Genomic DNA, 25198 nt, shown 5'->3' with positions numbered 1-25198 from the left:
GAAAAGCCTTAACTCGTGTTTTGCTTCCTACTGTTTACTTCCTACTATCTACTATTCTCGCGGCCTGTGATTTTCAGGGGCCTTGGACTTACTATCCGGAAGAGACGGAAGTGTACCGCGGTATCTATACTTTCGGCTATATCGTAGCCGATGAATCGCCCTATGTCTGCTTTTCCAAGGTGTATGAATTGGACGAAACCTCTGCGGAAAATTTCGCTTTCTATGATAGTGCCAGTGTGACGGTGTCAGGAAATTTTGGCCGTGCAGAAGGGGATTCTGTAGCCCAGTTGCAATCTCTGGAATCCAAAGGAAAGCCTAATTGCTTTGGTATGGATGAAGTGGGTTATGCAGGTATTCCTGGCAAATCCTACACTATGAATGCAACCTTCAAGTGGGATAGCGCGGGCCACAAGGTGACTTCCAAGATGAAGGCTGAAACGAATATTCCTACCAAGATTCACGCTAAGGGCGTCATTCCGCCTAGTGTCAAGGATGATGCCGCCTTTGTCAAAAATGATTACAGCTACTTGCCTTTTGAATTCCTGGGATTTCCCAATGATGTGAAGACCTATAAAATTCCCATGGAGTATGACGAAAGTGTCCGTGGTGTTCTTATGACCATGTCCTACGATAAGATGGAAGGTGGAGAGTCCATGAATACCACCATAAACAATATGCTGGGTTCGTTCTTGGATCCCGACTCCACTGGTTATGGCGGCGTTTCAACAAAGAAGCCTGAAGAAAGTACGGCTAGCATGGGCTTTATGACCCGTATGATGGTGGCCGGTCGAAATTCGTTGGACACAATGGAGTATCCCGGAATGACTGTTCCTGTCGGCAAGTCTACCATTTATTTCTATGCTACCGATCAGGCTTATTCGGATTATGTGAATACGGTGCTGGAGGCCATCAGTGATTCCCGTGTGGTGCCCAAGAGCAACGTGAACGGAGGAACGGGCGTGTTTAGCGGCATGCTGAAGGATTCCTTGCTGATGGAAGTGTCTGCAGAAAATTATGTGACGTACACGCATATGCGTGGCTGGGATTGCCTGCAGGAAGGTGGCATGGCGGAACATGTTCCGTTTGAAACGAAGTGGTGCCGCTTAATAGAGGAATCGGTTTGTGTTGAGAAAGAGCAGACGGATGATGGTGTAAAGGTAAATCTCCTCGCAATCAAGAGCCATTGTGTTTCTGTTGCCGAAAAGGTCAGAATTGAATTGTCTGACACTTATGATTTTAAGGTGGCGTGGAATGACTACATCGATGAAATTGCCAAGAACGATGATGAATGGTGGTGGGGCCGTGGAAACCGTGATAAGATTGTTTCTCAGAAGGGTTCCATCAATGATAAGGCTTTGTTCATGTTCTGCGCAAACAGCGATTTTGTAAGCAACCGTGTGGCCAGTTGCGATAGTCTGCTTGAACAGTGCCAGATAAATCTGGAAAAAAATAAGTGCAAGGAATCCCTTTGGGAATGGTGTTCTGACCGTGACTGGAATATTTCTGAATATCCTCAGTGCGGAACCGCCTTGGTTAGCCGTTATTATCTTGAAGAAATCCAGTCTCCGATTTTGAAAAGGGTGGTGGACAATTGGTGCAAGGAACACCCCAAGGATGCACAGTGCAAGCGGTAACAGAATTTGTAATTTGAAGTGTTTAAGAGAACGAGTATGAATATGAAAATAAAAACACTGGCTTTTTTAATGTTCGTTGCGGTGTTTGCCGGTAACGTCTTCGCCGACGTGGATTCCGACATTCGGGATCTGCAACTGCAGAAGGAAACCCTTAACAGCGAAATCGCAAAATTGAATTCGCAGATTTCCGCTACGGATTCCATGCTGAAGGCAGACGAAAAACGCTATAAGACTTTGCAGGATCGCTATAAGTCGGACTCGGAACGTCGTAAGGCTGAAATCGATTCCTTGAATACCAAGATCAAGGCTGTTGCCGCTCAGCTGAATGATGAACGCAACAAGCAGGCTCGTGCCAAGAACCGTAGCGACAATGTGGCCGCCAAGCGCAAGGCGCTCATGACCACGTTGGCTTCCCTCAGCAAGCAGCTGGAATTTCAGGTGGGGCAGACTTTGCCTTGGAATCGTGACGTTCGCCTGGACCGTGTAAAGTCCCTGACCCGCGATATAGAAAGTGGAAACGCTTCTGCCGAAGAATCTTTCTCCCGCCTCAAGGCGCTCATTGCCGAAGAGACCAAGTTTGGTGATGAAGTGGCCATCATCAATTCTCCGCTGACCCGTAAAAATGGTGAACTGATCAACGCACAGATTTTGCGTATCGGAAATCAGTGGATGGTCTACGCCGATGAAAATGCAACGGTTTTCGGTTCCCTGGTTCGCAAGTGTGCCGGCGATGCGGGCAAGGGCTGTGCTTCTGTAGAATACGAATGGAATGAAGACCTGAATTTGGAAGAACGTGCCGCAGTAAAGTTTGCCATCGATGTGAAACAGGCCAAGAAGCCGCCTCAGATGGTAACGCTGCCCGTAAGCCTCTCTATTGTGAAGGAGGGCAAGTAATGAAGAACTTGATTCTGATTGCCTTGTTGTGCGTTTCCTCTGCTTTTGCCTGGCCTTGGTCCAGCGACAAGAAGTCTGCCGCAGTCGATAGCGCCTTGATTTTGGATTCCCTGAAACGTGAGGAATTCAAGAACTTGCAGCGTGAAGTGGATGCCCTTACCCGCATTCGTTTGCAGAAGGCCGATTCCCTTGAAAAACTGGAAGCTGAACATTGGCGTAAGCGATATAATGAAACTCAGCTGACAGAAGAACATCAAACTGAAACCCGAGAATTGGATGGCCGCTATTCCAAGCTTTCTACGGATTTAGGCCGCGTCAACGAAGAAGTTCAGGCCAGCAAGGATCTGACTACGGATGCGGAAGAAAAGGCAAAGTCCGATGAAGGGGCTTACGATAATTTCAATACCCAGGTGAAACTGGCCGTTGAAAAATCCCTGGGCGAAGTGACGGGTGATTATCCGGTGGGAATGAACGATCGTCTGTTGCGCCTGAAGAAAGCCCAGAATGATGCGGATGCCAAGAATCCCAATACGCTTGCCGCCATGCGTACCTACCTGGAAGATGTTCTGGGTCGACATGAACTGACCTACACTCAGTCTTACGGTAACGAAAAATCCCAGGTGGGAAGTCGCCCCGATGTTAACGTGAACCGCCTGCGTCTGGGTACGGTGTTTCTGGGCGAAGTGGCTACAGACGGATCTGCCGATGGTCTTGGCGAAGTTCAGGCCCTGCTCCGTTCCGGTGCTCTGCAGGGTAAGATTTTCGAATGGAATTCAACCTTGCCCATGGAACTTTCTGCAGGTATTCGTGGTGCTGTAAACGAAGCCGGTTCCGCTCCGGCCGTGGTCAGCGTCCCGCTGGATGTTCTCCAGAATAAGGCTGTAAAGAATTCCATTACCGATACCAAGGAATTGACCTGGAAAGAGGAACTGCAGGCTTTCTTCAAGAAGGGTGGCATTGTGATGTACCCCTTGATGCTGGTGGCCGCTTTCGCCTTGCTCCTGTGCCTGGAACGTTTTATCATGCTCACAGTCCGTGGTCGCGTCGGTCGCCGTTTTGTGAAGAAGGTGCATTCCCTGGTTGATGAAAAGCGTTATGATGATGCCGCCAATTATTGCCTGAAGCATATGAATAGCCTTTCCATGGTTATGTTTGCGGTGGTGAATCGCGCCAGGGATTCCCGCGAAACGGCGGAGCGTGCCTTGCAGGAAGCCTTGCTTCGTGAACAGCCGAAACTGGAACGCAGAATGGGATTGCTTGCCGCCATGGGTTCCATCGCCCCGCTGTTGGGCTTGCTGGGTACTGTGACCGGTATTATCACCTTGTTCAATGTGATTACGGAAGTGGGAACTAATGATGCCCGCGTTTTGGCTGGAGGTATTTCTGAAGCCCTTGTTACGACAGAAACCGGTTTGATTATTGCCATTCCCGTGATGATTCTGCATGGCCTTCTCAGTGAAAAAATCGAGAAGGTGACCAGCGAACTTTATGTGCAGAGTACGACCTTGTTGAATAAGATTTTCCCCAAGGCATAGAATTGAATAACAGTTGGTACATATTCATAGAAGCTTTGCAGAGCACTTATGGCGCCGGCGGCGTCGTGATGCTCCCTATTCTGCTGTGCGGTGCCATCGGATTCTATTTTCTGTATTCTGCCTGGATTCGCATTGGCCGAGATATCTTCCGTAAGGATGTCCACAAGGTTGTGGATCGCCTTCGCAAGGACTTGCATGAAAGTGTAAGCGGCCGCGGTTTAACCGCCCGTAGGCATTTGAAGAAACGTGGCGGAATTGTGGCCCGTGAACTTCATTTGGCCTTGAAGGTGGCTATCGATACTCCGGCAGATTATCAGGACTACATGCAAGTGCGCATGATCAAGACCGTGCGCTATATGCAGCAGGGAACTCACATTGTTTCGGTGATGGCGGCTGCGGCTCCGTTGTTGGGTTTGCTTGGAACCGTTACCGGCATGGTGTCTACCTTTGAAGTTATTACCCTTTACGGAAACCAGAATCCGGTCCTTATGGCAGACGGTATTTCTGAAGCTCTAATTTCTACACAGAGCGGTTTGCTCATTGCGTTTCCGCTGACCTTGTTAAAACAGCGCCTGGACGAACGTATTGAATACCTGACTCAACAGTTAGAACTTGGCGCTACGATTATTGAAAACTGGACCTCTGGTCGGGAATAATGAGGCTGATTATGAAATTCAAATTTTTTGTTTTGCTCGCCCTGGGCCTCGTTTCAATGAGCTGCTCTTCTAAGGAATCCGCTGAAGAATATAAGGCGGGAAAAAACGAAGTGACGGCTGAACCCGCGGTTGAAATTTCCATGGAAATCGTAAATGGGGAATCCTTCGTAGATGCCCGCGATAACCAGGTGTACCGCTATGTGAAAATTGGCGACGCTGTCTGGATGAAGGATAATCTGAGGTTCGCTTCCGAAAAAAGTTTCTGCAATCAGGAATATGGCGGCTGCGACAAGGTGGGCCGTTATTACACCATCGAGGAATTGTCGACCTTGTGCCCTGAAGGCTGGAGGATACCCAAGGCTAAGGATTTTGCGGCCATGCAGAAGGCCTGCAAGAAAAATCCGGGATTCTGTCTATGGCACGAATTTGAAAAGCAGGGCTCTGACGAAATTGGGTTCTCTGCCTTGGCGCTGGGACGTTACGACTTGCACGTCTCCAAATTTTCTGAGGTTGGAACGCGGGCTTATTTCTGGAGCGAAACTAACGGAAAGGCGAAAGATGTATTTACCCTTAAAAAAGGGGAGTATGCCAGCAGCATCAACCGTGCCGAAAAATCAGATGCCTTTGCGGTTCGCTGTGTGAAGATGTAGGATTTTGGGTTCGCAAAAAAAACAAAGCATACCTTTAGAGTAAGAGTTAAAAAATGGATTTTAATTTACCTCGCCGAAAGCAAAAGGATATGGGCATCGATATGGGCCCTTTGATGGACATTGTGTTCATCTTGCTGATTTTCTTTGTGGTGACTTCTAGCTTTACTCGCGAAACTGGCGTGGATGTGACAAAGCCCGAAGCCCAGAGTGCCTCGCAGCTGGAAAAGGAAAATATCCTGGTGGCCATTACCCGCGAAGGTACAATCCACATTAACGAACGTCAGGTGGATTTGGCCAGCCTGCAGGATATTCTAAAGCAGACTCTTGCAAAGACGCCTGATCGTGAAGCCGTGATTATTGCGGATAAAGGTGCGGAAACTGGGGTGCTGGTTCAAGTAATCGACGCCTGTAATTTAAGTGGAGTGAAAAAAGTGTCAATCGCTGCACAAGCGGACTAAACAATGAATTATGAGATATGAATTACGAGATACGAAAGAAGTAAGCTGTGTGGACAGTCATTCTGAACTTGTTTCAGAATCCCATGAATGCACGAGACCCTAAATATCTCATATCTCGTAACTCATATTTGCCTTTCGCCTTATGATAAAGTTTGTTCTAAAACTGGTTAAACGTTTTTCTGTGCTGATTGTTGCGGTACTCAGCAGCCTTCTGCTGGTGTTTTCGGTGACGGTCGCAAACTTGTTCATTTCTGGAAAGATGAATGCCCAGAAGAAATTCGTAAAAACAGAAGTTGCCGTAAAGAAACCCGAAGAAGTCCAGAAGAAACAGGAACAGAAAAAGCCTGCCCGCAAACCTAACCGTCAGAAGTCCAATTCCCGTTCCCCCAAGGCGGGCCCCCGCATGGCCATGAATCTTGGGGTTGCTGGAGGCGGTGGCGGTGCGGCCATTAGCGAGGAACTGGTCTCTGATTTTCGCGGTGGCGCCATGGCCAATCAGTCTGGCGATGTCGACAAGAAACCTAATAGCAGATCTATGCCCCAGTTTGAAGTCCCCGCCCAGATTCGTGATCGCGAAATTGACGCCAGCCTGCGTTTGACTTTCTGCGTCGATGCCAGCGGGCGTGCCTATGATATCCGCATTGTGGAGGAATCTCCGGCGGGATCTGGCCTTGGCCAGGCTGGTAAGGATGCCTTGAGCCGTATGACTTTTGAACCTGCAGAAAAAGATGGTAAGGCGGTGCCTTTCTGCGGAATGGAACAACCGTTCGAGGTGAAGTTCCATGATTAGGACTAAACGAGCCTTGAAGGGCCTGATTATTCTTTTCGCATTTGTTCTAGCGATTTCTGCATTTGCGGCACAGTCTGCATCGGATGTTATGGATCGCGCCAATGCTCTTTATCGTGAAGGCCGCTTTAAGCAGGCCATCACATTGTATCGCAAGGCGGCTGACCGCGGGGCTGATCCCGTTGCGGTAAGTTTCAATATTGCCAATTCCTATTATCAGTCCGAAAAGTATCCCGAGGCTGCAGCAAGCTACCGTAAGGCGGTAGACTATTCCAATGGAACTTTCGCTCCGGCACTGTTTAATATGGCCAGCGTTTACTTTAGATTGAAGCAGTTCCCAGAATGCGTGGCCGCTTATCATCGTGCGTTAAAGCTGGAACCTAATAACATTAGCGGCTGGCTTTATCTTGGCGAAGCCTACAGCAAGACGGGCGATAAGATTGGCGCCTTGAAGGCAGTAGAAAAAGCCTATGCCTTGGACAAGTCCGACATTAGCATTGTGTACCAGCTATCAGAAGCGAACATTGCTGTAGACGATTTTGATCGCGCTGTTGCCGTGATTCGCGAAGGCTATACTTCCCACCCGGAAGAAATTGACTTCCTGGTTTACCTGGGTGATGTTTTCCGCCTGCAGAAAAATTATGAGCAGAGCGCAGGCGCTTACCGCGAAGCCCTTTCCATTCGTCCCGACGATGTGAATACCATGTATAAGCTTGCCGACGTCCTTGTTGAAGACAACAAGCAGTTTGTGGCCATGGATATTCTGAATAATGTCTTGCAGATCAAGCCGGATTTTGTGGATGCGGCCATCTTCCTCGGGAACCTGGCTTATGACGCCAAGTTCCTGGAACGTGCAGAATCTGCTTATGAGATTGCAGCGAAACATGGCAACGCCGAAGCGGTTTATGGTTTCAAGAATCTGGCTTATGACGCCCACGCCCAGAAACGGGATGACGAAGCCCTTCGAATTCTGAATCTCGCTCTTAAGTATTATCCTGACGATGCCACAATTCAGGTTGACATTCTGGATCTGACGTCCAGCCAATAAATCAACCAAAAATTCAACCAATAATTCTATTCTTCGAATAGGACCACGTTGTTCCTGCCGGCGGCCTTAGCTTTATAAAGGGCTTGGTCCGCCTGGTCAATGGCTTTCTTGTAATCCATTCCGTCGTATCGGGAAACCCCTGCCGAAATGGTGATGGGGCAAACCTTGCTTTTAGCCTGGGATACTTTTTTGCGAATTCCCTCGACGAGACTCATGGCGTGTTTAATGGAGGTGTTGGGCATCAGCAGCACAAATTCTTCGCCACCCCATCGGATGAAATAATCGCCCTGTCTCATGTTCTTCTTTACGATCGCGGTAAAATCCTTTAGGACGATGTCGCCCTTGGCGTGACCGTAGTTATCATTGACGGCCTTGAAAAAATCGATGTCGAACATGGCGACGCATAGGGGTCTTGTCAAGTCATCGATGAACTGGTTGTTTTCTACCTTGATCAGATTCTGGATGGCATTTCGGCTGTTGGCTCCGGTAAGCTGGTCGTACATAGAAATGTACTCGAGCATCTTCTGAGCCCTGAAATGCTTGATGTAGAGTTTCTGCATAAAGAAGTGGGCTACCGTCGTTCCTATAAGGCAGGGGAGATTCAGGGAAATAAGGATGTCAAAATTGGGGTAGTGGATAATGCAGTCTGTGCCCAGAATAGAAACGAGTACAATCCCGCTGACGGCGACTACATAGTGCCAGGGGGCCGCAAATCCAACTGCAAAAAACAGGAACTGGTTGATGACGGAACCTTCACCAAAATGAGTCTTGTCGGGAAGGTAATAGACGACCCAGATTGTACACCACAACACCGAAAGGACCGTCAGGTAGGTGGCGACGGTCATAATCTTGTAGTTGGTGGTCTTTCGGCTAAGGATGGCGAGTCCCGCTGCTATGACCAGAGGGAACAAGCGCATGGGCAGAACTTCCCAGGCTGTGTATCCGAAAATCTGACAGTCCGAAACGAAGTAGGTTACCATGCAGAAGGATGCGATGATTGCAACCCAAAAAGTGAACCTGTGGTAGAACAAGTACTTGGACTTATAAAATTCCTGGGGGTCGATATCTATTGGCAGTAAACGCATCTAGGAAAAACTAAATAACCAAACTTTTTTTTTGATGGTTTGCAGAAATAAATAAGTTCCAAGTTGGACTATGCTCGCCGGCGATTATTTTCACCTTGACTGTAGAAGTCAGCCTTTTCTTCTAGCATACGTTTGCTGATTTCATCAAGGAATGCGGAAATGTCGTTTTCCGGGTTGATGTTGCAGCTGCTGAAACAGGCGGACATTTTATAGGAGTTTCTGGGATCCCTGTTAAATTCGCTGAAAGCGGACTTGATGCTGGCAATACACATGTTGATGGCCATTTCGTCTTGCGTGTTCACGATGGCGATGAATTCATCGCTGGCATATCTGACCACTGTTCCTAATTCACCGATGGAATGGGCTATAATCTTGGCTGCGTCCTTGAGGGCATTGTTTGCGGTCGATCGTCCTAGTTCCTTGTTCATTTTCTTGAACCCGTTCAGGTTGATCATGATTCCCGATACGTTATGGCGGGTGTTGCCTATATATTGCCCTTCGAGTACGTCTAGGTAGGCAAAGTTATAGATGCCGGTCAATTTATCCCTGTAAATGCGTTCGCGCTGGAGGCTGGCCATGAGGCCTGCAATAGAAATGGTAAAACAGGAAGAGATGGTTGAAATGCCGTAAATCAGGGACTGAGCCACATTACCTGCCAGGAGGGGGAGTAGGTAGACTATGATGGGGAAGTTTTTCATGTAACCGCCGCGATGCCTGCAGATCAGGTAAAGGACGATGCTGTCAATCATGAATCCATAGTCAATGACACAGAAGAACCAGTAACCTGCCCGACGGATATAGGTGTTGGAATCCGATATTTCGAAAATAATCGGGAGGAAAAAGTTAACCAGGATAATGGCTATACCCAGCATCAGGGCGCAATTGAGAATGTACTTGTGGGTCAGGGAGAGCTTGATTTTGAGATGGCTTTTCAGGAATATTAACCAGAAGAAGGAGCCGAACATGTCGGCTGCGTAAAGCAGGGAATTGCCCGCCTGTACGACAAAACGGTTTAATGTTCCAGGCTGGCCATCGCATGCGAAAACGAAGGGGTCGATGACGCAACCCATGAATGCCGAAATCATCATTAGGAGCAGACAACAGCTTTCTATGTTTTTTTCGCGCAGACGGCTCCAATTGCTTATAAGCAGAATGCCGATAAGCATGATGCCGAAGCTATTGGCGACATAGATTGCTGTAAGATTCAAACCTTTTTCCGTAAAAAACCGTCCTGTTGTAAGAAAAATATAATATCAAATTGTTCAAATGTTGCACTTTTGCAAAAAAATGTAAAGATGGATGTGAGGTTTGGTTTTTGCAAAAACTGCAAAAGTGTTTTTGGAGAGGTAATGGTTATAGGGGGGCTTGAAATTTATGTTTAGACTATAACGAAACGTAAAAAAAGAGGATGTATGGGATTGCGTTTTTCTGTAAAGGGTGCGTTGGCGGTTGTGGCTTTCGCCGGCATGGGGGTGGCAAGTGCGGCTACTTCTCTTTCTGTGAATTTGGGGGATAGCATAAGACCCGTGACCCATGTGGCCACGGGCTCCCTTTACGGTCTAACTGAAACATATCCGCTGGATATCGACAAGGATGTGGCTCCCCTGAAGCCCAACGTCTTCCTGGCTCCTGCCCGCAGCGGACAGGGACGTCAGCAGCCCATTGGAGGCGCGTTCCTGGTGTCTCCCCGTATTAAGAACACCACGGGAAAGGTGCAGATCCGCCTGGCGGACATTTTGCCTGGTTGGCCCTATCGGTTCAAGGATATGAATTCCTGGAAGCAGGAAGTGACCGCCGTGGTGAACGACAAGAAGGCCTCTGAAGTTCAGAATTTTGACGGTTACGAAATCTGGAACGAACCTAACGATACCTGGAAATCCACTACCATTGACTTTAATTCGGGTTTGTGGAAGCAGACTTATGATTTGCTCCGTCAGCTGGATCCCAAAGAAAGGATTGTGGGACCTTCTTACTCTTGGTATAACGCTTCCAAGATGGAAGAATTCGTGAAGTACTGTTCCGCCAACAACTGTATGCCCGATGTGATTAGCTGGCATCAGTGGGGGTCTGAAGGCTTGGCTGGAGCGATCGAGAATTACCGCAATCTGGAAAAAAAGTATAACGTTACTCCTCGTGCAATCAGTATCAATGAATACTCTTCCAATGAACATCTGGAAGAAGGATGCCCGGGTGTTTCTGTTCCCTTCATCGCGAAGTTTGAACGCCATGGTGTAGAAAGTGCCATGATTTCCTGGTGGTTCACCAACTTGCCGGGTCGTCTGGGAAGCTTGCTTACCGCCAAGAACGAACGCGGTGGTGGCTGGCATCTGTACAAGTGGTATGGCGACATGAGTGGCTATATGGCCAAGGTGACTCCTCCTAACGACAAGAGCGATGGCGTGGATGGATTTGCCGCTGTCGACGTGAAGAAAAATTTTGCCAGCATCGTTGTAGGTGGAAATACCCTCGGCGATGTAACCGTGGATATTGCCGGTGTCCCTGCCGCTTTCGGAAGCAAGGTGAATGTGGCTGTGGAATATGTGACCTGGAAAGATAAGGATACCGCCGTTCCCTCGACGACTCCGGAATCCAGCAAGGAATATACCGTAAGCAACGGAAAGATTACGGTTCCCATCAAGATTACCAATGTCTATAACGCCTACCGTATTTACGTGACACCCATTATTCCCCAGAAGCCTTTTGGCTCCGAGGCTATCAAGCTCCCCGGAAAGATCCAGGCTGAAAACTACGATGTGAACGGCTCTGGCGAAAACAATACTTCCTATTATGATGCCGATGACGAGAACAAGGGCAACGTCTATCGCGAAGACGGTGTAGACCTGGAAGAAATTGAAGAAGGTAATTATGTTGTCGGTTATACCATTGCCGGTGAATGGCTGGAATATACGGTGGATGTGGATGCCGATGGCGAATACCCGCTAACGATCCGTGCCGCTGCCGGCGGCACCAGCGGAAGTGTGCAGCTCTTTGTCGATGGCAAGGCTGTGACTGATACCGTCGCCATTCCCCAAACTGCAGACAACAAGTGGGATGTCTATGAAAATGTGGACGCCGGAAAGGTTACGCTAACTGTCGGGGAACATATAATCAAGTTGGCCATTACCGGAAGCTACGCCAATATTGACTGGTTTATGCTGGGCGAAATTCCCCAGGAAATTGTGGAACAAGATTCCATTGAAAGCCTGAAGGAAATGAACCTGCGTCTGGATAATGGTAGAGAGGCTTACACCCTGTTCGATATGCAGGGCAACCGAGTTGGACAATTCATGGCTGCAAATCTGGGCGAGGCTTACGCTACTGCCAGTCTGCAGGCTCGTAAGTCCGGAGTCTATATTATGAAATCCGCTAGAGGCAAGGCTCTGCGGATATCAGTAAAGAAGTAAGAAGTTTCACTCCTACAACCCACCGGCCCCGCAGTAATGCGGGGCCATTTTGGTTTAAAGCTGTTCCTTGATCAGGTCGATGATTTGGTTGATTGCTTCTTCGGGAGGCAATTCTGTGTCGCCACCTGCAGCGCGGACATGGCCGCCACCGCCAAAGGTGCTGACGACCTTGTTGACATCGACATAGTAATTGGAACGAAGACTGATCTTGTATTTGCCGTTGACGGGGTAGAGGAAGACGGTGACTTCGGTTCCACTGACTTCGCGGAGGGTGTCTACTACGGTTCCCATTTCAAAGGGCTTCACATCGTAGCGTTCCATGTCGGCGGGAGTGACGTAAGAGTAAACGACTTTACCGTCCAAGGCCAGTTTGGATTTTTCTAGGGCGAAACCTGTAATCAGGGTTTGCTTGTAGCTACGGGTATAATAAGTCTCGTTGACAATCTTTGCAAAGTCGCAACCCTTGTCGATGAAGTCTCCAACGGCGTTCATGGTGCGCTTGCTGGTGCAGCTGAATTTGAAGGCTCCGGTATCGTGGACGACACCGAGGTACATGCAGTTGGCGGCGTTCTTGCTGATCTTATTCTTGTCTAGCTGATAGAACAGAACCTCGCTGGCGGAACTGGCTTCGGGTTCCACGATGTTCACGTTGCAGAGGTTTAGCGGGTTACTAATGTGGTGGTCAATGTTGCAGGTAAACTTGGCCTTGGCTAGGCACTCTGCGCCCTTGGCTCCACAACGTTCAAAACTGGGGGTGTCCAGCAGGAATGCCAAATCCACGTCACGGCCGTCGTATTCTGGCAGCGTCTGGTCGGACCCGCTTAAAAGGCGATAGCTTTCCGGAAAACCTTCGACAAAAACCGTGGCGCTGATTTGCGGATAGTTGTCCTTGATGTAATTGAAGAGGCCGAGGGTTGAGCCAATGCAGTCTCCGTCTGGGCGAACATGTCCAAAAATGGCTACGGTATTCGCCTGGGAAAGCATTTCGTCGATGGTCATGTCAGTTCCTTTTTTGCTGCCTTTACAGAAATCTTCAGACCGTCCAGGAAGTCGTCTACGGTTTCCTTGCTGGCTTCGTGTTTCTTAAAGCCGATGGCGGCCTTGATCTTGTAGGGCGTCGTGTTTTCTCGGTTGAACTTGTCGAAGTTCATCTTGAGTTTTTCAATGCAGTTTGAAATATGCATTTCTTCCTGAGAATCCACCATGATGATGAATTCGTCGCCGGCATAACGTAGGATAGATCCCCACTGTCCGACAGAGTCATGGATGATTTCTGCAGTTTTGCATAAGACTTCGTCTCCGCCCTTGTGCCCCAATCTGTCGTTGATCTCTTCAAATTCGCAGAGGCTGATCATAATGCCTGTCGCCTTGCGTCCCTTCTGGGAATACAGATTTAGTACGTAATCTAGGAACGGACGGTTGAAGAGACCGGTCAGGTGATCGCGGAAGACTCGTTCATTCTGCAGGCTTGTAAAGGCGCCTGCGATAGCGACTGCGAAACTGGGCGCCATGATAGATACGCCGTAGAAAAGGGACTGGATTACGGTTGCCACAAAGATGGGAATTGCATAAAGCCAAATGGGGAAGAAGCGGATGGTGCCATCTTGCCTATAATTGAGGTAGTAGATGGACAGGGAATTTAGAATGATACTGTAGTTGACGCAGATATAGATCCAGTAGCCGAATTTGCGGATATAGACACCCTGGGCATCAACATCATAGATAAAAGGATGGATCGTATTGACCACCAGCATGGCGGGAAGAGTGATGATGGTAATCAGCATGCTCTTGCGTTGCAGGCTACCCAGTTCCACCTTGAAGTGTTCCTGGAGGAAGACAAACCAGCTGAGGGCGCAAAGGAAGTTGGAGGCGTAAAGCCAACTATTCATGTGGAAGACGATTGATCTGGCGTGGGGGCCTCCCATGCCGTCTGTTGCAAAGGAGAGCAGGTCTGCAAGACAGCACGAAAAACAGGTAGCAAGCATGGCAATCAGCAGCTTACTTTCCTTGCTTTTCAAACGGAGACGCCAAATGTTGCCGATGATCATGATAATCACCAGAACCATACCGATAATATCGGTTCCTAGCGCCATTCGGATGTCAATAGGTGATTCCATTAAGTACCCTTTTTTCCCAACCCTTTCTAAAATTATAATAATATCTAATCTGTTGTTTACTTGATGGACTGATTTTTGTATGAAAAATTTATATTTTCTGCAGTTCCAAATTGGAGTTTAATATGTCTAAGTTGATGCGTTCTATTTCGGGTATTCGCGGTATTGTGGGCGATACCCTTACCCCCCAGGTTTTGCAGAGCCATGTTCGTGCTTTTTTGGAAATTACCCAGGCCAAGCGTATTGTCATCGGTCGCGATAGCCGTCCCACTGGCGATGCCATTGTGCAGTATGTGGCTGGAATTTGCCGTCTTTCCGGTGTAGACGTGGTCGATGTTGGCCTTTCTACGACTCCTTCCGTGGAAATTTTGACTACCCATTTTAAGGCCGATGCAGGTATCATCATTACCGCTAGCCACAATCCCCTGGAATGGAACGCCCTGAAGTTCCTGAACAACAAGGGCCTATTCCTGGGTCCCGATGATGTGAAGAAACTGTTTGAATTGGCCGACGCCAATCAGTTCAGCTACCCTGACTACCGCACCATGGGCAAGTACGAAGTGGCTCCCGATGCAGACGGTATCCACATCGATGGTACCCTGGGCATCCCCTTTGTGGACGTTGAAGCCATCAAGGCCAAGAAGTTCAAGGTGGCCGTTGATGCCGTGAACGGTGCCGGTTCTTACATCGTGCCCCGCTTGCTGGAACAGTTGGGTTGCGAAGTGGTTCGCGTACACTGCGAACCTGACGGAACTTTCCCCCGCGGTGCAGAACCTCTGCCCGAAAATCTGGGCGACCTTCGTGAAGCTGTAAAGGCAAACGGATGTGCTGTTGGCTTTGCCGTAGACCCGGATGCAGACCGCTGCGCCCTGGTGGATGGCCTTGGCCGCAGCATCGGTGAAGAATACACTCTCGCCATTGCTACCGAAGAAGTCCTTTCCCAGAAGAAGGGCTCCGTCTGTGTGAACCTCTCTACCAGCCGCATGAACGAAGATGTGGCTACCAAGTACGGTTGTGAATTCAGCCGTGCCAAGGTGGGTGAAATCAATGTTAGCCTGCAGATGATCGAAAACGGTTGCGTTATCGGTGGTGAAGGTAACGGCGGCGTGATTCTGCCGGCCCTCCATTATGGTCGCGATTCCCTGGTGGCTGCAGCCCTGGTCTTGAGCTGGATGGCTCACCACGATGGCGGTCCCGAAAAGTTCGTTGCAGAAAATCCGGCTTACTCCATGCCCAAGAAAAAGTTTGAACTGGGCAACAAGAGCGTTGCTGAAATCCTGCCCAAGGTGAAGGCTGAATTCGCCGGCTGGACCATGGATGAACGCGACGGCCTCTGGCTGGGTTCTGAAAAGTCCTGGGTTCATGTTCGCGCAAGCAACACTGAACCTGTGATCCGCGTGATTGCCGAAGCCCCCACGGCGGAAGAGGCTGAAGCCCTCTGCAGTAAAGTTGAAAAACTCATCTAAGCTGCGTTATACGTCGTTGCTCACCCTTTCTCGCCGTAGGAAACTACGGCTTCGGGGTTCGCGCCTAGTCTAACTTGCTTATCTGAGTTTTTCGAAAAACTCATTAAATTTTTTTTCAAAATTAAAGAATTATATATTGACCTAGAGCTTGCTCTAGGTCTTATATTTTATACTTAATGAAGATTTTCAAGAAAAAGAAATATATGGTTACTGCGATTATCCTTTCAATCCTATTCTTGCTGGGGGATGCCGGTGTGTTGTTCTTAAGTCAGAAAAGTTTTGGCCGCCTGCCTCAGGGGGAACGCCTTGCCCGTATCAAACAGTCGCCGAATTACAACGGCGAACAGTTTGTGAATCTTGATACCACCGTCAACTTGATTTACAAGAAAAGCAAACTGCAGGTATGGAAGGAATTCCTCTTTGACAATTCCGGCGTGCAGATCGCCCCTGCCAAGGGTGATTCGTTGACCGTTATCCGCACGGACTTGAAGGCGCTCCCTGCCGACAAGGATTGGTTGGTATGGTTCGGGCATTCCAGTTACCTGATGAACCTTTCTGGCAAGAAAGTCCTGGTAGACCCTGTTCTGTATGCGGGCTCCCCGGTTAGCTTTGTCAATAAGATGTTCAAGGGTACCGATGTGTATAAACCCAAGGATTTCCCCTTCATCGATTATCTGGTCATTAGCCATGATCACTGGGATCACCTGGATTACGAGGCCGTTGTCGAGTTGGAACCTAAAGTAGGCAAGGTCATTACTGGCCTTGGGGTGGGTGAACATTTTGAATATTGGGGTTATCCAAAGGAAAAGCTGATTGAACTAGACTGGTGGGAAGATTCCGTCTTGCATCAGGAAAAGGACGTCTCTGGTAATGACCGCATTTTTAAGGTCGTCTCTACGCCGGCCCGACATTTCTCCGGTCGCGAACTCCATCAGAATAGAACCCTCTGGTCTTCTTTCTATTTCAAGACGCCTAAACGTAACGTATGGATCAGCGGTGACTCCGGTTACGGTTCCCATTTCAAGACCATAGGCGAAAAGTTCAAGGATATCGACTTGGCTGTTCTTGAAAACGGTCAGTACAATCCTGACTGGGCCTTCATACATACCATGCCTAAATATCTAGGTCAGGAAATGAAGGAACTGAACGCCAACCGCTATCTGACCGTTCATCATTCCCGATTCGCCCTGTCGAAACACGATTACCGGGAACCTCTGGAAAACGCGAAGCAGGCTGCCAGCGAATCCGGCAAACCTGTTCTGATGCCCCAGATGGGCGAAGTCCTCTATCTTGAATAATCGAAAGGATTGAATAAAAAAAGGATTCCCTGCAACAAACAGGGAATCTTTTTTAAATGAGAGAGGATTTAAGATTCTTTAGAACTGTTCAAAGAACTTGTGGACTTCTTCAGGTACCCAGGTGTTCTGCCAGCTGCCATTGTCGAAAGCAGTCCACTGATGGGAACCGTTCCAGCTGCACCACTTCACAGGGAAACGTTCATCAACGTTCTTGAAGTCGTAGCAGAGATGGCCGGAACCGCCCACTTCCTGGGGTTTTTCGGAACTGGCGTCAGTGAATTTGCTATCACCGTCAGATGCCTTGCCGTTCTTCTTGAGAACGCGGGGCAGTGCGCTTGTGAGGGCGGTGTTGTAGGGGCAGGTGCCGTCGTTCTTGCCGTGAACATTCATCCAGGCGATGGGCAGCTGCTTTTCAGTTCCGCTATTGTGGGGTTCGTAAATGTTGTAGTCTGCCACAGCGTAGGTAACCACAGCACGGACTCTTTCCTGGAATTCTTCTGCCAGGGAGTAGCTGTACATGGAACCGAAGCTAAAGCCGGTGACAAACACGCGGGAGGTATCGATACAGTAGTTGTCTTCCATGGTGGTGAGGAGCTTGTCGAAGAACTTGTGGTCCTTGTCGCTGTACATGCTCCAGGGCATGCCATCGGTGTCACCGCGGGGAGCTACGAAGATGTAGTTTCCTTCGGTGTCCAGTTTCTGCTGACCGTAGTAGGGAGACGGATGGTCCTGATCTGCGAAGTGATGAACGAAATCTTCTGCATTGGAGCCCATGCAATGCATTGCGAAGAGCAACTTGTATGGCTTTTTGTTGTCGTAGTTAGACGGCAGGGTAATGAAATATTCGCGGTTTTCGCCGTTGATGTTCATTTCGAAACGGTCGCCGTTTTCAACGCTCTTGGTCTTCACCAAGGTAGAATTCTTGCCGCAGCCTTTGGAGGGGCGCGGAGCGTTCTTTAGGGCATAGCCAAATGCATAAGTCTTTTCGGTGGGGCCCAGGGCGACTTCGCTGGAACTTTCGATTACAGGTTCGCTATCGGAGCTGGCGGGAGTGGGATCGCTATTGGAGCTTGTCGGGTTGGGTTCCTCGCCAGGGATGCCGGGGTTCACCTCTTCGCCGGGCTCGCCAGGAACAACTTCTCCACCGGGCACAACTTCTTCGCCGGGAACGCCAGGATTGACATTTTCACCGGGATTAACTTCTTCACCGGGGATGCCGGGATCGACATTTTCGTTGCCGGAGCCAACTTCTTCGCCGGGGACGTCCGGGTTGACATCGGGGTTCAAGGCCGGATCGCCACCCAGTTCTTCACCGACGGAGGCGCTGGAGGCCAGCAGACTTTCGGTGTTTGTGATGGTGTTGGTAGAGTCTTCGCTGCAGGCCATTAGGGACATGGCGACCAATGTTGCGCAGGCCAGACCGAACTTCTTTTTCATAACTACTCCTTTATAAATCGTACAACGAACTCAATGCCCGTAATACGCTCTATTTATATCTATTCAAAAAGGTGGATTATTCCTATAAGGAACACTTCCTTTTTATGGACAATATGTCCAAGCGCAAAGCGCCCCAAACCAACTTAAATCTATGCCCAAAACTTCGCAAATGTTCCAATTCGGAATAAATGGTGTTGTTAAATGTTGTAAAGGGCGAAATATCGCGAAAAAAAACGCAAAAAGGCCAATTTAACGCATAAAGAGGTTCCTCTGGGGAGGAACCTCTTGGTGGATTGGAGGAGTACGAATGAAGATAAAGAGCTGTTTTTTATGGCCTAGGCCACGGTGAGCTTGCGGGCGGCGGCCTGCTGCTTTTTCACCAGGGAGAATGCCAGGATGCCGTTTTCCAGGGCGACCTTGATGTTTTCGCAGTCGATATCGTCGGCCAGGCGGAAGCTACGTTCGTAGGTGGTCTTGGTTTCCTTGCGGGTGCGGGAAGCCTTGACGGTGATGATGTTCTTTTCTACCTGGATGTCGATGTCTTCCTTCTTGACGCCCGGCAGTTCCACTTCCAGCATGAAACCATTCTCGACTTCGTAGTAGTCTGCCTTGGGAGAGTAGTTGCATTCGCCCTGGGCGTTGGCGGCGTTCAAGCTGTCCAGGAAGTTCTGGATGCCATAGAAAGCGGTGGGGATAACGTTTGCATTGATCATGATTTTACCTCTTTTTTAATTTTTTTGCCCTTCGGCACTCGCCGTGGGTTTCTTTTTGTTTTTACACCCTGCCTATTGCAAAGGCCGTGCCAACTTTTTAAAAAGCGGTTCTTTTGGGCGAATTTTTTATAGTATGCGTTTTTTGTCTGCGTTCCCCATAAAACTCATTTCATCCCGAAACGTATGGTGTTTCAACCCTGCAACATCGGTCGTTTAATTTCTAAATTACCCCCTATGCCGCGCAATCTATACGAAGGAAATATCCTAAAGAACATCGGACTTTTCTCGGTCCCGTTCTTGATTGCGAACTTTTTGCAGACCCTTTACGGCATGGCGGACCTGTTCATTATCGGTCAGTTTACCGATGCGGCGGGGATTACGGCTGTGGCTGTTGGCAGTCAGGTCATGCATTTCGTGACGGTAATTCTTATTGGGCTTACCATGGGGGCGACGGTCCTTATGGGGCAAGCCGTGGGGGCGAAGCGTCATAGGAGCCTTAGCCGGATTCTCGGAAATACGGTGGTGATCTTTGCTGTGGTGGCCATCCTGTTTACGGCGGTGCTCCTGGCGACGGCTCCCCAGATTGTCTCGTTGCTTTCGACGCCTGCAGAGGCTGTGTCCGGAACAGTCCGTTACCTGGTTATATGTTTTCTGGGCGTTCCCTTTATTACGGCCTATAATGTCATTGCCGCCGCTTTCCGCGGTCTTGGCGATACCAAGAGCCCCATGTATTTTGTGACGGCTTCCTGCGTGGTGAATATTGCGCTGGATTACCTTTTTGTCGGGCCTCTGGGAATGGGGCCGATTGGGGCTGCGCTTGCCACGGTGCTTTCCCAGCTGTTCTGTGTGGTCGTTACCCTTGCGGCTATCCGGCTTGAACGGGTACGTTTTGGGGTGGGGCTGTGCCGACGGGATTTCCGCCTGAACAAGGCGCTTATGTGGTCCTTGCTGAAAATCGGATTCCCCGTGGCCTGCCAGGAAGGCTTTATCCAGATTTCGTTCCTGTTTATTACGCTGATTGCCAACTCCCGCGGCCTTGAAATTGCCGCGGCGGTGGGGGTCGTCGAAAAGATAATCTGCTTCCTGTTTTTGGTGCCGTCGGCCATGCTCTCTACGGTTTCTGCCATTAGCGCCCAGTGCATCGGTGCCGACCGTTATGATCGTGCCCGACAGACGTTGTATTGCGGCATCGGTATCGCTGCCGGTTTTGGCCTGGTCTGCGGAATCCTCTTCCAGTTCGTTTCGGAACCGGTCCTTGCCCTATTTACCGATGACCTCCAGGTTGTAAAGTTTGGGGCCCAGTATCTGCACGCTTACGTTTTTGACTGCATGGTGGCGGGAATTCATTTCTGCTTCAGCGGATACTTCTGTGCCTGCGGGCTTTCGCTTGCTTCGTTTATTCACAATGCCGTGTCCATTGTGACTCTCAGGGTGCCCGGAGCCTACCTCGCTTCGGTCTGGTATCCGGATACCCTGTTCCCTATGGGAATCGCCACTTTGTCGGGGTCCTTCCTATCGGTTGTGATTTGCATCACGGTCTACGCTTGGTTAGAACGTCGCCGCCGCCAGAAACAGAATTAAAACACAAAAATTTCCCATTGTGGTAAACGCATTTTTTGCCACGAGATTTTATTTTTATACTTATAAATTGGGTGATTTTTGTTTTGCGGAGTTTTTTTGTCTAATTTCCTGATTGGATATATTGTTGCCTCGCTGTTTATTGCGGTGTTGGATTCTCTCCTGGCCATTGTCTCTTTTAGAAAGGGTGGCGTTCAGGGGAAGGCCTTGGGTGCGACCTGTGTTGGCTGCGCCTTTGTGGACTTGAGCTATCTGGTTAGCGTTCTTGTTGACGATTACTTCGTATATTCCTGCCTGTCCAGCGTCTATTTCGTGTGTATCGACATCATGCTGCTCTGCCTCGTGATGTTCATTCGTGATTTTTGCAAGTTTAGGAACTCGGCTGTTGGTAGGGGGCATTTCATGGCCGCCCATTTCATTATTCTTGTCGATATCATTGTCTTTGCCATTAATCCCTTCTGTGAAATCGCCATAAGCTATGTTCCCCGTGCAACGGAATTCGCCAAGTACAGCTATAACATGCATGGCCTTTTCTACGTGCATCTGTTTTTCTGCTACGCCATGGTGGCGACTTGCGTTTACTTCTTGCTTTATAAGTTGGTCAGTGTTCCCCTGGAATATAAGAGGCAGTTCCTTTATGCCGTCGCAGGTGTAGTTTCCATTGTGGCGATCAATGCCGTATTCCTGTTCCTGCCGGGTCTTTCCAAGTACAACTTCCTTGATTATTCCATTCTTGGCTATAGCATTGGCGCCTATGCGTTCTATTGGGCCTGCTTCCAGTATTCTATCAAGGGCATGACAAATCTGTTCAAGATGAGTGTCTTCGAGAATATCGACCAGGGGCTCATGCTGTTTGATTACGAAAACCGTCTGATTCTCTACAACGATATGGTGTATAAGCAGTTCCCTAGGCTTAAATTTAGGGATATGCTGCCGCTGCGTGAATTCACCGATATGTGCGGCGTGAACATCAAGGACAATTACGAGAATTACGTGGTGCAGTGCTATGCCGAAACAGATGCCGGCAAGAAGCCTCTGCGTTGCGACTTTAGAACGTTGCGTAATAAGCGTGGCCGCATCATTGGCCGACTGTTCATGTTCTCCAATGCGGTTCTCGCGACGGATCCTCTGACCGGTTTCCATAACTGGGATGATTTCGTTTTCTATTCCGAAGAAAACAAGGACGTTGCTCGCGGAGACCTGGTTGTTCTTGCCTGCGACATTATGGGCTTGTCGTTTATTAACGGCTCTAAGGGCCGGCATGCCGGTGACCGTTGCATTAAGGAACTGGCAGACTTGATGCGTAACTATTTCCCGGATGATGCCTATTTTGTTCGCGGTCAAGATGCTATTCTCATTGCATTCTGCGCCGGTGGGTCCGAAGAAATAGTTGTTGACTCCTTGAAGGCGCTGGAAGAAAAGTTTGAACCTAAAATCCAGTATGGTGTCAGCGTATGTAGAAGTTCCGACAATATGCTGGAAGGCATAGGTCTTGCCATAAAGGGACTTAAGCAGAAAAAACTGCTGTGTAAGGAATCCAACCATTCCGTAATCCTGAATTCCCTGGTGCAGGCCCTGCAGGAAAGTGACAACGATACCGAGGAACATGTCCGCAGAACTCAGCTGATGGGCGCGGAACTTGGCCGCCGTATCGGCCTGAACGACGTGCAGTTGAGCGACCTTTCCCTGCTGTGCCTCCTGCATGATATTGGCAAGATCGGTGTTCCCCTTGAAATTTTGAACAAGCCCGGCAAGCTGACTGCCGAAGAATGGGATACTCTGCGAACTCATCCGGTGAAGGGTTATCAGATTGCCCAGAGTTCTCCGGAACTTTGCGGTATCGCCGATATGATTTTGCACCATCATGAACGTTGGGATGGTGCCGGTTACCCGGATGGTCTGGCCCGCGAATCGATCCCCCTGCTTTCTAGAATTATTGCGGTGGTGGATGCCTTTGATGCCATGGTGAATACCCGTGCCTATCGTAAGGCCCTGCCTCAGGATGTGGCTATCGAGGAACTGAAGCGCTGCGCCGGTACTCAGTTCGACCCCAACATTGTTTCTGAATTCATCCAGATGATCGAGGCGCTGCCTTCCAAGGCTTCGGAAGTGGCCGAGGCGGTTTCCGAAGAAGTCCGTGAAGTGGTCAGGGATGAATTGACTCAAGGTGCAAGTTCTGCCAATTCCTTCCATAGTGTGCATAACCTGCGCTATGTCCGCTATACCCTGGACGAGCAGAATAACATTATTGATTTTGACAAGGACTTTGAACGTCTAACTGGATTTAGTGCGTTGGATATTCAAAAGAATCGCATGAACCAGACGGACTTGCTGCCGCCTGAAGACCGTACCGAATATGTCTGCCAGATTACAGAAGCGCTTGGCAAGAATCCCAGTGCGTTCTTTGAACATCGTATCATGCGTAAGGACGGTTCTGTTATTTACGTACTGTGCTACGGTCGTCGTTATTTTGATTCTGCCACCAGGTCCGGTCGTGCCGAGGTCATTGTGGCCGATGTGGCGGACACCTATACTTTGCGTATCATGGCTGACATGGAACGTAACAAGGTTCGCCGTCAGCAGGCTCAGTGGGAAAATGCTTACCGCAGGGATTCCCTGACCGGCCTGTTGACCCGAAACGCCTTCAAGAGTGATACGGAATTCAAGTTGCTGGAAGGCAAGTGCAAGGTGATGCTGTTGATGCTGGATGTAGACAAATTCAAGGAATACAACGACACCTATGGCCATGTCGCCGGTGACGAGTTCCTGAATCTTATCGGTCAGACCTTGCTTTCTTCCTTGCGTCGAGATGACATTGCCGGACGTATGGGCGGCGATGAATTTGCGGCAGCCCTGTTCTTTAAGAAAGAAAGCTCCGATGAATTTATGTATGAACGCGCCCAGCAGATTTTCGATAAGATCAACATGACCTTGAAGATGGCTGCAAAGGGAACCAGCCTTTCTATGGGTGCCATTATCTCTAACGAAGAGATGAACACCTTCAATGAACTGTATCAGTCTGCTGATAGGCTTCTGTACAAGTCTAAGGAAAACGGTCGTTCCAGACTTTCTGTTCGCCAGTAATTAGTCCAGCTTGCCCTGGTAAAGTTCCAGGAGCTTGCGGGCCAGAAGGCTTGTGTACTTGGCGTTGGTCAAGGTGACCTTGGCTTTTTCCAAGTTGTTTTTCTGGGAAAGATAATCGGTATAAGTGAGGGCGCCTGCGTTGCGCTGTTCTTCGGCGACGGCCAGGGCTTCTGTTTCGGCATCGACCTGGAGGCTGGCGGCCTTCCACTGCATATCGGCACTCATGGCGTTGATGTACAGCTTCTCGATGTTGTTCTCCAGATTTTTTGCGGATTCCTGGAGGGCTACCTGGGAAGAGGCTTCGTTCACCTGGGCCTGCAGCACCTTGTTTTCGGTGGAGCCGTTATCGATGATGGGAATATTGATGTTCAGGGAAAGCGTGTTTGTCCAGCCTTCCTTCATCTGTTTGCCGTACTGGTCTGACTCAAAACCTGTAAATCCTGTTGTGGAGCTTGCGCCCAGAGTGACGGTAATGGAGCTATTCTTGCCGGCCACTTCGGTGTTCTTCTTGGCGGCCTTCACGGAAATACTGTCTGATTTTAGACCCGGGTTCGCAATACGTGCGTCTGCCTGTAATTGTTCGTAGGGCGGAAGAGCCTCTAGGGAGTCGGGGGTAGAAACGTTAGCCTCTAGGGCCACCACGTTCATGCTGTCGCTGGCGTCCACTTCCATAAGCTGGCGCAGGGTGGTCTTGGCGGTGCTGACATTCAGCTGGGCGGTCAGCTGGGAAACTTGTTTCTGCAAAACGCTGGACTGGGACTGGGTCAAATCCTTCTTGGTGACGGAGCCCGCTTCGTACAGCTTACCGTAATTTTCAAATTCGGCTTGGGCCAGTTCGACGGAGGCGTCGGCGGTGCGCAGGTTTTCCTGGGCGGCCAGCAGGCTCATGTAGGCGTTCAGCACACTTTCTTGAATGGAACGCTCGGTCTGCTTGGTGGCGAGGACTGTGGCTTCCTTGGACAGCTGAGACGCTTCGGTGTTCAGCTTGGAGGATCCGCCATCCCAGAGGGTATAGGAGCCGGAAACGCCTACAGAAAAACGGTAGTGGTCCTGGGGGTGGGCGGCCAGGGGGCGGTCGTAAATGGAGTTGCCGATGCTTGCGCTGACAGTGGGGCCGCCGCTAGCCTGGGCCTGCCTTACAGAAATGTCGGCGGACTGTTCCCTGAGCTTGGCTGCTTCCAGGGAGAGGCTTGCCTTTTTGGCCTGATCAAGGCATTCTTCGAGGGTCCATGTGCCGTTTGCTGCCCAGAGCGCGGTTGCACTGGCGATAAATCCGTAGAAAAATGCTTTCGAGTTGATCATGACCTTTGGATGCCTGAGGTGGCGGTTTCGTTGCCTCGGGCAATCGTGGCGAACG

General features: G+C 49.5%; 20 protein-coding genes. 13 read left to right on the top strand and 7 right to left on the bottom strand.

The annotated features are described in order from the left end of the window. Nucleotides 1–20 precede the first annotated feature (20 nt). From B7992_RS02595 to B7992_RS02560, 8 genes are all read left to right on the top strand, one after another. Entirely contained in the window at nucleotides 21–1634 is a 1614-nt protein-coding gene (locus tag B7992_RS02595; protein WP_139259209.1) for a hypothetical protein, read from the top strand. Nucleotides 1635–1676: 42 nt separating this feature from the next. Then, on the top strand, nucleotides 1677–2528 hold the full coding sequence (locus B7992_RS02590) for a DUF3450 family protein (protein WP_073236128.1): 852 nt from the start codon (nucleotides 1677–1679) through the stop codon (nucleotides 2526–2528). Beyond that, entirely contained in the window at nucleotides 2528–4063 is a 1536-nt protein-coding gene (locus B7992_RS02585; RefSeq protein ID WP_088665522.1) for a MotA/TolQ/ExbB proton channel family protein, read from the top strand. Before B7992_RS02590 ends, B7992_RS02585 begins: the two co-directional genes overlap by 1 nt. 2 nt (nucleotides 4064–4065) lie before the next feature. After that, the gene (locus B7992_RS02580; RefSeq protein WP_073236044.1) at nucleotides 4066–4719 is read left to right on the top strand and encodes a MotA/TolQ/ExbB proton channel family protein; all 654 of its coding nucleotides are present in this window, start codon (nucleotides 4066–4068) and stop codon (nucleotides 4717–4719) included. A gap of 11 nt (nucleotides 4720–4730) precedes the next feature. Then, nucleotides 4731–5369, top strand: a complete 639-nt coding sequence (locus B7992_RS02575) for an FISUMP domain-containing protein (protein ID WP_170932316.1) — start codon at nucleotides 4731–4733, stop codon at nucleotides 5367–5369. A 53-nt stretch (nucleotides 5370–5422) separates the two neighbouring features. Then, nucleotides 5423–5827 carry a biopolymer transporter ExbD gene (locus B7992_RS02570; RefSeq protein ID WP_073159736.1) on the top strand — a complete coding sequence of 135 codons (405 nt, stop codon included), beginning with the start codon at nucleotides 5423–5425 and terminating at the stop codon, nucleotides 5825–5827. A gap of 142 nt (nucleotides 5828–5969) precedes the next feature. Further along, on the top strand, nucleotides 5970–6617 hold the full coding sequence (locus B7992_RS02565) for an energy transducer TonB (RefSeq protein WP_254795025.1): 648 nt from the start codon (nucleotides 5970–5972) through the stop codon (nucleotides 6615–6617). Continuing rightward, nucleotides 6610–7662, top strand: coding sequence for a tetratricopeptide repeat protein (locus tag B7992_RS02560; RefSeq protein ID WP_254795026.1), 1053 nt, complete (start codon nucleotides 6610–6612; stop codon nucleotides 7660–7662). Before B7992_RS02565 ends, B7992_RS02560 begins: the two co-directional genes overlap by 8 nt. Before the next feature lie 26 nt (nucleotides 7663–7688). On the opposite strand, the gene B7992_RS02555 is transcribed toward B7992_RS02560, so the two are convergent. Next, complete coding sequence (locus B7992_RS02555) at nucleotides 7689–8747, bottom strand: GGDEF domain-containing protein (protein WP_088665521.1); 1059 nt, start codon at nucleotides 8745–8747, stop codon at nucleotides 7689–7691. 68 nt (nucleotides 8748–8815) lie between these two features. Beyond that, entirely contained in the window at nucleotides 8816–9955 is a 1140-nt protein-coding gene (locus tag B7992_RS02550) for a diguanylate cyclase (protein WP_083538194.1), read from the bottom strand. 204 nt (nucleotides 9956–10159) lie between these two features. On the opposite strand from B7992_RS02550, the gene B7992_RS02545 reads away from it, so the two are divergent. Next, nucleotides 10160–12151 carry a cellulase family glycosylhydrolase gene (locus B7992_RS02545; RefSeq protein WP_083539767.1) on the top strand — a complete coding sequence of 664 codons (1992 nt, stop codon included), beginning with the start codon at nucleotides 10160–10162 and terminating at the stop codon, nucleotides 12149–12151. Between the two features lie 54 nt (nucleotides 12152–12205). Here the strand turns inward: B7992_RS02545 and B7992_RS02540 are convergent, their stop codons facing one another. Next, nucleotides 12206–13150 (bottom strand): bifunctional oligoribonuclease/PAP phosphatase NrnA, encoded by a 945-nt coding sequence (locus tag B7992_RS02540; protein ID WP_073159740.1) that lies wholly within the window; start codon nucleotides 13148–13150, stop codon nucleotides 12206–12208. Continuing rightward, complete coding sequence (locus tag B7992_RS02535; protein WP_083542051.1) at nucleotides 13147–14268, bottom strand: GGDEF domain-containing protein; 1122 nt, start codon at nucleotides 14266–14268, stop codon at nucleotides 13147–13149. Before B7992_RS02535 ends, B7992_RS02540 begins: the two co-directional genes overlap by 4 nt. Before the next feature lie 122 nt (nucleotides 14269–14390). Here B7992_RS02535 and glmM point away from each other — a divergent pair, with 122 nt between their 5' ends. Together glmM and B7992_RS02525 are read left to right on the top strand one after the other, a co-directional pair. Next, a complete protein-coding gene (gene glmM, locus B7992_RS02530) occupies nucleotides 14391–15731 on the top strand; it encodes a phosphoglucosamine mutase (protein ID WP_073159744.1) in 1341 nt (446 codons plus the stop codon). A 203-nt stretch (nucleotides 15732–15934) separates the two neighbouring features. Further along, a complete protein-coding gene (locus tag B7992_RS02525; RefSeq protein ID WP_073159871.1) occupies nucleotides 15935–17029 on the top strand; it encodes an MBL fold metallo-hydrolase in 1095 nt (364 codons plus the stop codon). 78 nt (nucleotides 17030–17107) lie between these two features. On the opposite strand, the gene B7992_RS02520 is transcribed toward B7992_RS02525, so the two are convergent. Together B7992_RS02520 and B7992_RS02515 are read right to left on the bottom strand one after the other, a co-directional pair. Beyond that, on the bottom strand, nucleotides 17108–18466 hold the full coding sequence (locus B7992_RS02520) for a hypothetical protein (protein WP_073159747.1): 1359 nt from the start codon (nucleotides 18464–18466) through the stop codon (nucleotides 17108–17110). A 335-nt stretch (nucleotides 18467–18801) separates the two neighbouring features. Further along, nucleotides 18802–19179 carry an Hsp20/alpha crystallin family protein gene (locus B7992_RS02515; RefSeq protein ID WP_073159749.1) on the bottom strand — a complete coding sequence of 126 codons (378 nt, stop codon included), beginning with the start codon at nucleotides 19177–19179 and terminating at the stop codon, nucleotides 18802–18804. A gap of 234 nt (nucleotides 19180–19413) precedes the next feature. On the opposite strand from B7992_RS02515, the gene B7992_RS02510 reads away from it, so the two are divergent. After that, entirely contained in the window at nucleotides 19414–20760 is a 1347-nt protein-coding gene (locus tag B7992_RS02510; protein ID WP_088665520.1) for an MATE family efflux transporter, read from the top strand. A gap of 96 nt (nucleotides 20761–20856) precedes the next feature. Further along, nucleotides 20857–23841 carry a diguanylate cyclase gene (locus B7992_RS02505; protein WP_088665519.1) on the top strand — a complete coding sequence of 995 codons (2985 nt, stop codon included), beginning with the start codon at nucleotides 20857–20859 and terminating at the stop codon, nucleotides 23839–23841. Here the strand turns inward: B7992_RS02505 and B7992_RS02500 are convergent, their stop codons facing one another. Then, nucleotides 23842–25143: a TolC family protein gene (locus tag B7992_RS02500; protein WP_073159755.1), complete on the bottom strand. Its 1302-nt coding sequence runs from the start codon at nucleotides 25141–25143 to the stop codon at nucleotides 23842–23844. Nucleotides 25144–25198 lie beyond the last annotated feature (55 nt).

This window comes from Fibrobacter sp. UWH1 (genome assembly GCF_002210365.1).
Classification (GTDB): Bacteria; Fibrobacterota; Fibrobacteria; order Fibrobacterales; family Fibrobacteraceae; genus Fibrobacter.
The sequence above is the reverse complement of the archived record's forward strand: the minus strand, read 5'-3'. Positions and strand labels throughout refer to the sequence as shown.